Source organism: uncultured Eudoraea sp., assembly GCF_947258525.1.
Taxonomy (GTDB): Bacteria; Bacteroidota; Bacteroidia; order Flavobacteriales; family Flavobacteriaceae; genus Eudoraea.
Map to the genome: position 1 here is coordinate 1 of NZ_CAMYIP010000019.1, position 8,123 is coordinate 8,123.

General features: G+C 37.8%; 6 protein-coding genes and 1 tRNA gene. 2 read left to right on the forward strand and 5 right to left on the reverse strand.

Going from position 1 to position 8,123, the window contains the following annotated elements; translation table 11 throughout:
• Nucleotides 1-12 precede the first annotated feature (12 nt).
• The 4 genes from Q0X89_RS17995 to Q0X89_RS01710 form a co-directional block, all read right to left on the reverse strand.
• The gene (locus tag Q0X89_RS17995) at nt 13-183 is read right to left on the reverse strand and encodes a DUF6747 family protein (RefSeq protein WP_367176847.1); all 171 of its coding nucleotides are present in this window, start codon (nt 181-183) and stop codon (nt 13-15) included.
• Nucleotides 184-646: 463 nt separating this feature from the next.
• The gene (locus Q0X89_RS01700) at nt 647-1,354 is read right to left on the reverse strand and encodes a LytTR family DNA-binding domain-containing protein (protein WP_297690881.1); all 708 of its coding nucleotides are present in this window, start codon (nt 1,352-1,354) and stop codon (nt 647-649) included.
• Entirely contained in the window at nt 1,351-1,677 is a 327-nt protein-coding gene (locus Q0X89_RS01705; protein ID WP_297690882.1) for an Hpt domain-containing protein, read from the reverse strand. The genes Q0X89_RS01700 and Q0X89_RS01705 overlap by 4 nt, the downstream gene beginning before the upstream one ends.
• Before the next feature lie 536 nt (nt 1,678-2,213).
• On the reverse strand, nt 2,214-4,001 hold the full coding sequence (locus tag Q0X89_RS01710) for a hypothetical protein (protein WP_297690883.1): 1,788 nt from the start codon (nt 3,999-4,001) through the stop codon (nt 2,214-2,216).
• Nucleotides 4,002-4,413: 412 nt separating this feature from the next.
• On the opposite strand from Q0X89_RS01710, the gene Q0X89_RS01715 reads away from it, so the two are divergent.
• Complete coding sequence (locus Q0X89_RS01715) at nt 4,414-6,048, forward strand: Zn-dependent hydrolase (protein WP_297690884.1); 1,635 nt, start codon at nt 4,414-4,416, stop codon at nt 6,046-6,048.
• Between the two features lie 546 nt (nt 6,049-6,594).
• On the opposite strand, the gene Q0X89_RS01720 is transcribed toward Q0X89_RS01715, so the two are convergent.
• A tRNA-Pro gene (locus tag Q0X89_RS01720) sits at nt 6,595-6,668 on the reverse strand.
• A gap of 687 nt (nt 6,669-7,355) precedes the next feature.
• Here Q0X89_RS01720 and Q0X89_RS01725 point away from each other — a divergent pair.
• A partial coding sequence (locus Q0X89_RS01725) for an ethylbenzene dehydrogenase-related protein (RefSeq protein WP_297690885.1) occupies nt 7,356-8,123 on the forward strand: 768 nt, incomplete at its 3' end.

An 8,123-nucleotide genomic window follows, 5' to 3' on the forward strand; every position in this document is an offset into this window, starting at 1 on the left:
TAGCTCTGAAAATCAGTCAAATACAAAACCAGTCGAAAGTCTGAATAAGAATGCATATATGACTACTCCGTACATTGAGAACCCGAACCATGCAAAAGCCTTGAGATAATTTTTATAGAATAGGTTGCCTAAATTCTTGAATCCTTCGTGGTAAATTTCTTGTATTAATAGTAGCGTATTCATAGTAGGTTAATTTTGGGGTGAATATGGATTATAAATTAAATGTTGCTGATTAATTTTTATTAAGCATATTTTAACTAGTAGATATTATGACAGCCATTATTACGATTCTTTATGGCTCCTTACTTCTCATTAACAGCATTACATAGCCTAGTGAGAAAGCGGTGATTCTCGTCTAGAGCATAAAGAAAATAGAACTTAAGGATATGATTGGCAGTAAAGTAGTCCCTAGATTAACAAGTTTTAAATTTCTCATAATAACAAAGATTTGGGTTTAATAATGCTGTAAAATTAGGGTGAATACCCGTTGATCTGCTTATTTATTCGGTGAATCGCACTTTTGTGTAGACGAGCAGGAAAATATGTGCGTTAATTGACCTTTTATGAAAAATCTAAATTACCGGGATCGGCTTTGATTTGAAGTAGAATCGTTTTTACGGGAGGTCTTTAGTGCATAAAACACCTTCTAGAGACGATTTAAGCGCCTCAACAGTTCAGCCCGATTCGAGCGGCTTACTGGGATCACATCTTTGCCTATCAATACGCTATTATCTTCAATGTCTATTATTTTCTTAGTATTGATTACATAGGATCGATGAACTTTTAAAAAATCATCTTGAGGTAGTTTGTCCACTATTTTTTTTAAGGTGGAATGCACCATATAATTTTTACTGTCAGTTTTCAGTAAAATATAGTCTCCTTTCGCCTGGATTAGATTTATACTGGGAATATCGATCTTAACAAGTCTCCTGTCAATATTTACATATAGATCATCTATAGCCTCATCAGGTAACGTACTGTCTACTATCTCTGCTGCATCTTTATTTGATGAAAGGGCCTTTTCTACGCCTTTGTTAAAGCGTTCCTGTGTAATAGGCTTCATAAAATAATCTATAATACAGTCGTATTCAAAAGCGTCAAGTGCAAAATCTCTGTCTGATGTAGTCAATATTATTTTTGGGGCATTCTTGACAGTTCTAATAAAATCAAAACCAGTAAAGGTTGGCATATGAATATCTAGAAAAACAAGATCGATACTGTATTCGTTAAGATATTTAATTGCGTTAATGGCACAACTAAAACTATCCAGTAACTGGACGTTGGGATTGTTTTCCACCAGATGTCCAACTATGGCTCTGGATGTTTCCTCATCGTCTATAACAATACAGTTCATACGTAGACCTTTTCAATAAAAATCAACATTGAAGTCAATATGCTTTCAAAATCCTGTTTTAATTTTATACTTTTCTTTAGTAAGCCTATTCTATATTCTTCTGCCATTCTGCAACCATTCTCTAACCCTAAAATTTTGATTTTATGGTTAATTTTATGAACGTCCTCGGCAGTTTTATCGAAATCTCCCTCATTAAGATGCAATTGGTAGGTCTCTACTTCTCTTGGGAGTTCTTTTTTTATTATATCCACAAGGTTTTTTGCAAATACCTTATTCCCCTTGGAAAGTCGATTGATATAGTTAAGATTTGGTATTTCTTTCATAGTATCATTTACCTGGTTTGAACAAAAAAATTATTAACCAAGTTGGGATGTAAGCCATACTGTACGATTGCTAAATTTTTTATCTTTTCTAAATCAATGACATTCCGTGGCTTAGATTTTTATTTACACCTTCCTTTTTGATTTTATATTATTTTTTCACTTAAATGAAAAATTACTCACTTGTAATATTTTACGAAATATTAGTAAGAAAGTACATGTTAAAACTACCTGATATTGAACACTATAACTTATACTTTATTAACAATATTGTAATACGGAAGGGATATGTTGTGAATTTCGGAAAAAACAATGTCAAATCTCAAATATGGCCTACAATCGGAGTATGGTAATATCTTCCGATGCCCTATTAATCATGTGGTTGTCATAAACTGGCAGTAATTTTCCATGAATTAGTAGAAAAGTGGCTTGCCTGAATTAACCATTTTTCTGCTTTGCGGGAATGATAGGATCTGTCTTGGCATATTACCCCTTTAAATATCTATATTTTATACGTTGAACTAAAACCCCACCAGTAGTTATTCCAGGCTCAAATTAATACCGGTATTTTTAACCAGCTTCTTAAATCGCGGTTCTTTGTACAAATGTTTAAATTCTGGCATCATTAGCATAATGGGCAAATGTTCATTGTGATATTTAAAGGCAATTTCAAGATATTCCAATGCTTTCTGTTTATCATCCGCTGCCATATAAACTTGAGCTGTTAGGCCGGGCCAGGTACAAAATTTAGGATCCTCTTTTTCTACACTAAGAAGCCAGAAATTAATTCCATCTTCGAGGGATCCTTCTTTATATGCCTTAACCATAGCCTGGTTGTTTCTTATTTCCTGTAATCTCAAAAACGATTTTCTGGCTTCTTCTTTTTCTCCTTTAATCCAATATACAAATCCTAGTCGAGTGTAAGCGCCTCCAAACTGCGGGAACAATTCCAACAATTTATTACTATGTTCTATAGCGTTATCATACTGATTAGCAACGTAGTACACTTTACCTGCTTGTTGGCCGATCATAGGATTCAATGGGTCGAGCTTTTCAGCTATAAGGGCTTCGCTAATGGCCTTATTATAGTCACCCATCACCAAATAATAATCTGATAATAATTTATGCCCGTACGCGTTGTTTGGGTTTATTTGCAAGCCTTTATCGAGCATTTTTTTCATTCCCTTCCAATCCCAGTCAAATTTTCCAAGGATATTACCTTTGGTTATATACGCTTCACCCAAAGCGTTATCCAACTCCAATGCTCTGTTAATGGCGTCCCTGCTTTTTTCCCGGTTCAACGGTTTCTTCTCATTATTAAATTCAAATTGATTTAAAGTAATATAAGCTTCTGCCAGGGTTACATAAGCAGGGGCAAAACTAGAATCCAATTTTATAGATTCTGTCAAATTCTCTATGGAACTTTCAATCGTTGGGTCTGTTTGCTGTTTCCATAAATGCCGCCCTTTTAAATAAAGATCGTAGGCTTTGGCATTCACTTGCCGGAAATTGGATACAGTAACCGCCGGGGTCATAATATTATTGATCTCATTGGCAATATCTACTGATAAATTACCTATCATTGGTATAATATTTTCCACCTTTTGATTATAAATATTAGACCAGATATGTTTCTCTGAAGGCATAGGATCTATTAGTTGAACGGTAACGCGAATGCTATCGTTATCGGTCAGTACAGAACCTTCCAGTAAATAATCAGAGCCAAGTTCTTTTGCTATGTCAGATGAGAGTTTACTCTCATCTTTATAACTCATCGCTGATGTCCTTGAGATAACTCGTAAGGAATTATTTTTTGAAAGTTCCAGGGTGATGGCTTCCGTAATGCCGTCTACTACATATTCTTCATTTGTATTTTTAGAATGATTTAAAAAGGAAAGGACAGCAATGGCTTTTTTATCATCAAAGTGCGGTTCAGTAACTAAACTTGCTGTTTTGTCTATTTTATTGACTTCTTCAGGCCAAAATTTATCGAAAAACATCATAACAATAGCGATTGCTAATAAGGCTATAATTATTTTGTTTAGTCTATTGCTTGTTCGCGGCGCTATAGAGGTTGTAGGATGAACATCGTCCGTTTTTTTAAGACCTTCCGGAGTAATCTCATAAATCCATGAAAATAGCAACCAAATAGGAAATCCAAGACTTAATACGAACAAGATTGTTTTAAAAAGGTAGTCAGGGGCATTAATTGCCGGAAGAATAGTTTCTGATACCTGGATAAGGATCCATGACAAAACCATGTAAGCAATACCGGATTTAAATACATTACGTCTTTTAAGTTCGTCGAAATATGTTTTAAGGTTCATTGCATGATCATTTATGTCATAAATCCTCAATGAAAGTGGACTATCTAGGAAAGATATTAATTAAGAATATTACAGAAAATGATTCTTGTCATATCTGGCCATTGGGTTAAAGGTCTTTTTCATTTGTTCCAAACGCTCAAACAAGTTTGGCGTTTTCCCCAAATAAAAAATCCAACGTGAAAACATTCGATTTTCTTGGTCGGGCCTGCTTGACGCCCGCGTGCCGCTGAAGCTTAAGCGGACAGCCGTCGGCAATAGCCTATGGCGTCGGCCGAGGCGCAAGCCCTTCATTTTCGTTGAACTCTCAAAGAGGAATATTAAACCTGTTTACCGGCAGGCGGCCCAAAAACTATCAACAGGACAGAATCTTATTACCTTTGCAAAATCAAAACAATTATTTAAGAATACTTTGATGAGAAAAATTATATACTTAGGTCTTATTGGATTCTTGGCAATCCAATGTGTACCAGATAAAAAAGAGGAAAAGTTCACAGTGGAATCTCTAATGAAGGAAAGGGTGGACATCTATAAAAATGTCAAATTAACGTCAGACCTTTTCGGGTTAAGTGAGGGAGAAAAGCAAATGATCCCATTAATGATTGAAGTTTCTAATATCATGGATGAACTTTTTTGGTATGAGGCTTATGGAAAAAAGGACTCCCTGTTATCTGCTATAGCTGATACTGACACTAAAACATTCGTACAAATCAACTACGGTCCTTGGGATCGTTTAGCCGATAATGAGCCATTTATCGAGGGGATAGGTCACAAGCCTGAAGGAGCTAATTTTTATCCCAGCGATATGTCCAAAGAAGAATTTGAGGCGATAGATCTGGATGCAAAGACGAGTCTCTATACGTTTATTCGCAGGGATGAAGACAGGAATCTTAAAGTCGTTCCATATAATGAAATGTTTGCCGAGCAAGTTCAAAAGGCTGCGGATCTTTTACGACAATGTGCGGAACTCGCCGAAGACGAGGGACTCAAAAACTATTTGACACTCAGAGCTGAAGCCTTATTGACGGACGAGTATCAACCAAGTGACATGGCCTGGATGGATATGAAAACCAATGGCCTGGATTTTGTGGTCGGTCCGATTGAGAATTATGAAGATAAGCTTTACAATTACAAAGCAGCCCATGAAGCATATGTGCTCGTAAAAGATAAATCCTGGAGTGAGCGGTTAGCGAAATATGCTGCGTTTCTACCGGAACTTCAGGAAGGACTTCCTGTGGCAGATGAGTACAAGGCAGAAATGCCCGGAACAGATGCTGACCTGAATGCCTATGACGTAGTCTACTACGCGGGGGATTGTAATGCAGGATCAAAAACCATAGCTATTAATCTCCCTAATGATGAGGAAGTTCAGCTTGCTAAAGGCTCCAGGAGGTTACAGTTGAAAAACGCTATGCAGGCCAAGTTTGATCATATTTTGGTTCCCATTGCAGATGTATTGATCCATCAGGATCAAAGAAAGCATATCACTTTTGATGCGTTTTTTGGAAATACCATGTTTCATGAGGTGGCCCATGGCTTAGGCATTAAGAACACGATCAATGAACTAGGGACTGTCCGTAGTGCGCTTAAAGAACATTATTCGGCGCTGGAGGAAGGAAAGGCAGATGTTCTGGGACTTTATATGATCACACAACTCCATGAGAAAGGGGAGATCCAAGGAAGTTTGGAGGATTACTATGTGACATTTATGGCAGGTATTTTCCGTTCAGTCCGATTTGGTGCTGCCAGTTCTCATGGAAAAGCGAATATGATCCGTTTTAATTTCTTTAATGAATACGGGGCATTTATCAAGGATGAAGCCACTAATACATACAGGGTTGATTATGATAAAATGCGGGAAGCTATGAATGCACTATCCGAAAAGATCTTGACGCTCCAGGGTAATGGGGATTATAATGGAGTGGACCAATTGGTTGAGGAAAAGGGTAAGATCGGTGATGTTTTACAAACTGAACTCGATCGACTTTCCGAGAAAAATATCCCGGTAGATATAGTTTTTGAACAGGGAGTAGACATCTTGGGATTGTAATAGCTGACTATTTTATTTAATTGCCCAAGAGTGCATCTTTTAACCAAAAGCTAAGAACTAGGAACTAAGAACTAAAAACCATGTTCCAGAAACTTCTGGATTAAGCCTTCGGCGTGATCAGGGGCGGGTAGTTCACCCCCTCCCCTTGGATTAATTTATGGGAAATCACTGTAAGGTCAAAACATGAGTGTTGACAGTATTTCTTTAATTCCTCGGCAATCCTATTACATCCACTACTGGAAATAGATAAGAGCAGGCTTGCATGTTATTCTCGTTTATTCCATACGGCTGAGGATATTAATGGATTTCCTCGTTACACTCGGCAATCCTTTTACATCCTATGCTGGAAATAGAAAGCCTGAATGGCTTCGCCATTACAGGACTTATTTATTTAATTACTTATGCCAATAAATTGGCAACGCATTTTACTTGAAGAAAGTAAGGCGGGCCTGCCCGACGAAGCCCGCGAAATTCCTGCTAGAAGTTGTATTAGTATGAAAAAGCCCACCTTCGCTCTCGATTTATCTCGAGCTTCGGTGGGCGTAGTCGGGATGACAGGATTTGAACCTGCGACCACTCGGCCCCCAGCCGAGTACGCTACCAGACTGCGCCACATCCCGAACATTGCTGAAGCAATGCAAATTCCAAAAAACAATCCTGCCTGCCGGCAGGCAGGTGACAAATTCCAATCTGTACCTGTTCAAAGCAGCCCAGGTACTATGTCCACCGAATCGCGCTTATGCGTGAGAAGGTGGGCCAGACGGAGTTTATCCTTCAAAGCAGCCCAGGTACTATGTCCACCGAATCGCGCTTATGCGTGAGAAGGTGGGCCAGACGGAGTTTATCCAGAGCGTATGCTGACCGAAAGCGTCAGTATACATCCCGAACATTGCTGAAGCAATGCAAATTCCAAATTCAAAAAAGGACTAAATCTCTGGTGAAATATAATCGCTTCTAGTGAGCCATAAAGGCGGAGCAAAAATAGGAAAGAAAATTCGAAATAGAAGAGCTGGAAATTACAGATGCTATTTTGTCCATGTCAGATCGAAATCTCCAAATAATTCAAACTTTTTGGAATCTCTATATAGCATCTTACAATTAAATAAAAGTATTAGTAAATCCTATTATAGAACGGACATTTACTTTATTCTTTTACAAGCAAATAGTCCCCAATTATTGGTTTCTTTTTTTTTTATTTCCAGGTAATTTCATCTATGATATTTATCATGATTACAGATTTTTTCTGAGTCTACTTTTGTTCAGAATTCCGTATAGACAAGATTCTTGTATTACTAAATATTTAAGTTATGAAATTAAAAAAAACAGGTTTACTATTTGCAGCTTTTGCTGTTGTATTTTTTGTGCATTGTACACATGATGATACGCCCTTGACAACTATTATTGAGTCTGATCCCGGAGTCGGGATAAGCTCAGACACTTTATTAGTTGCAAAATTTGAAACTGCACCCGTCTTTGATGGTGTGATTGATGAAATTTGGAAAGAAGCCAGACCCCTTGTGAATACAGCTACGGTTTCGCCGGCTGGGGATCGTATGATTCCCTTGAATTCAATTAACAGTGGAACAGATGCTTCTCTGGAACCGATAGATCTGTTCGATCCTTATACTGGGGAAGCTTATAACTTCTCTTTGAGAGGAGGCCACGATGGTGAATTTTTATACCTATTACTTGAATGGGAGGACGATTCTGATAGTCAGGACCGCGAATCCTGGTATTTTAAACCGGATACGCAGACTTGGCACCAACATAATAAATATGCTAATCATAAAAATGATAAATACTACGAGGACAAATTTGCCATGATGTTCCCGATTGCAGATGCTTCCGGCAATTATCCGGAGGGCTTTCAAGGGAGTACATGTACTATTACTTGTCATGCTAATTTAACCGATCCACAACCCGGTCAAAAAACCACAAGGCATTATATGCAAAACCTTGGTGAACTGGCAGATCTATGGCATTGGAAACGCGATAGAAATGTATTGTCCCAATCTGTCGATGATGGATACATTTATGACGCAATTGATAAAGATCAGAGTACAGCCGCTGCCAAT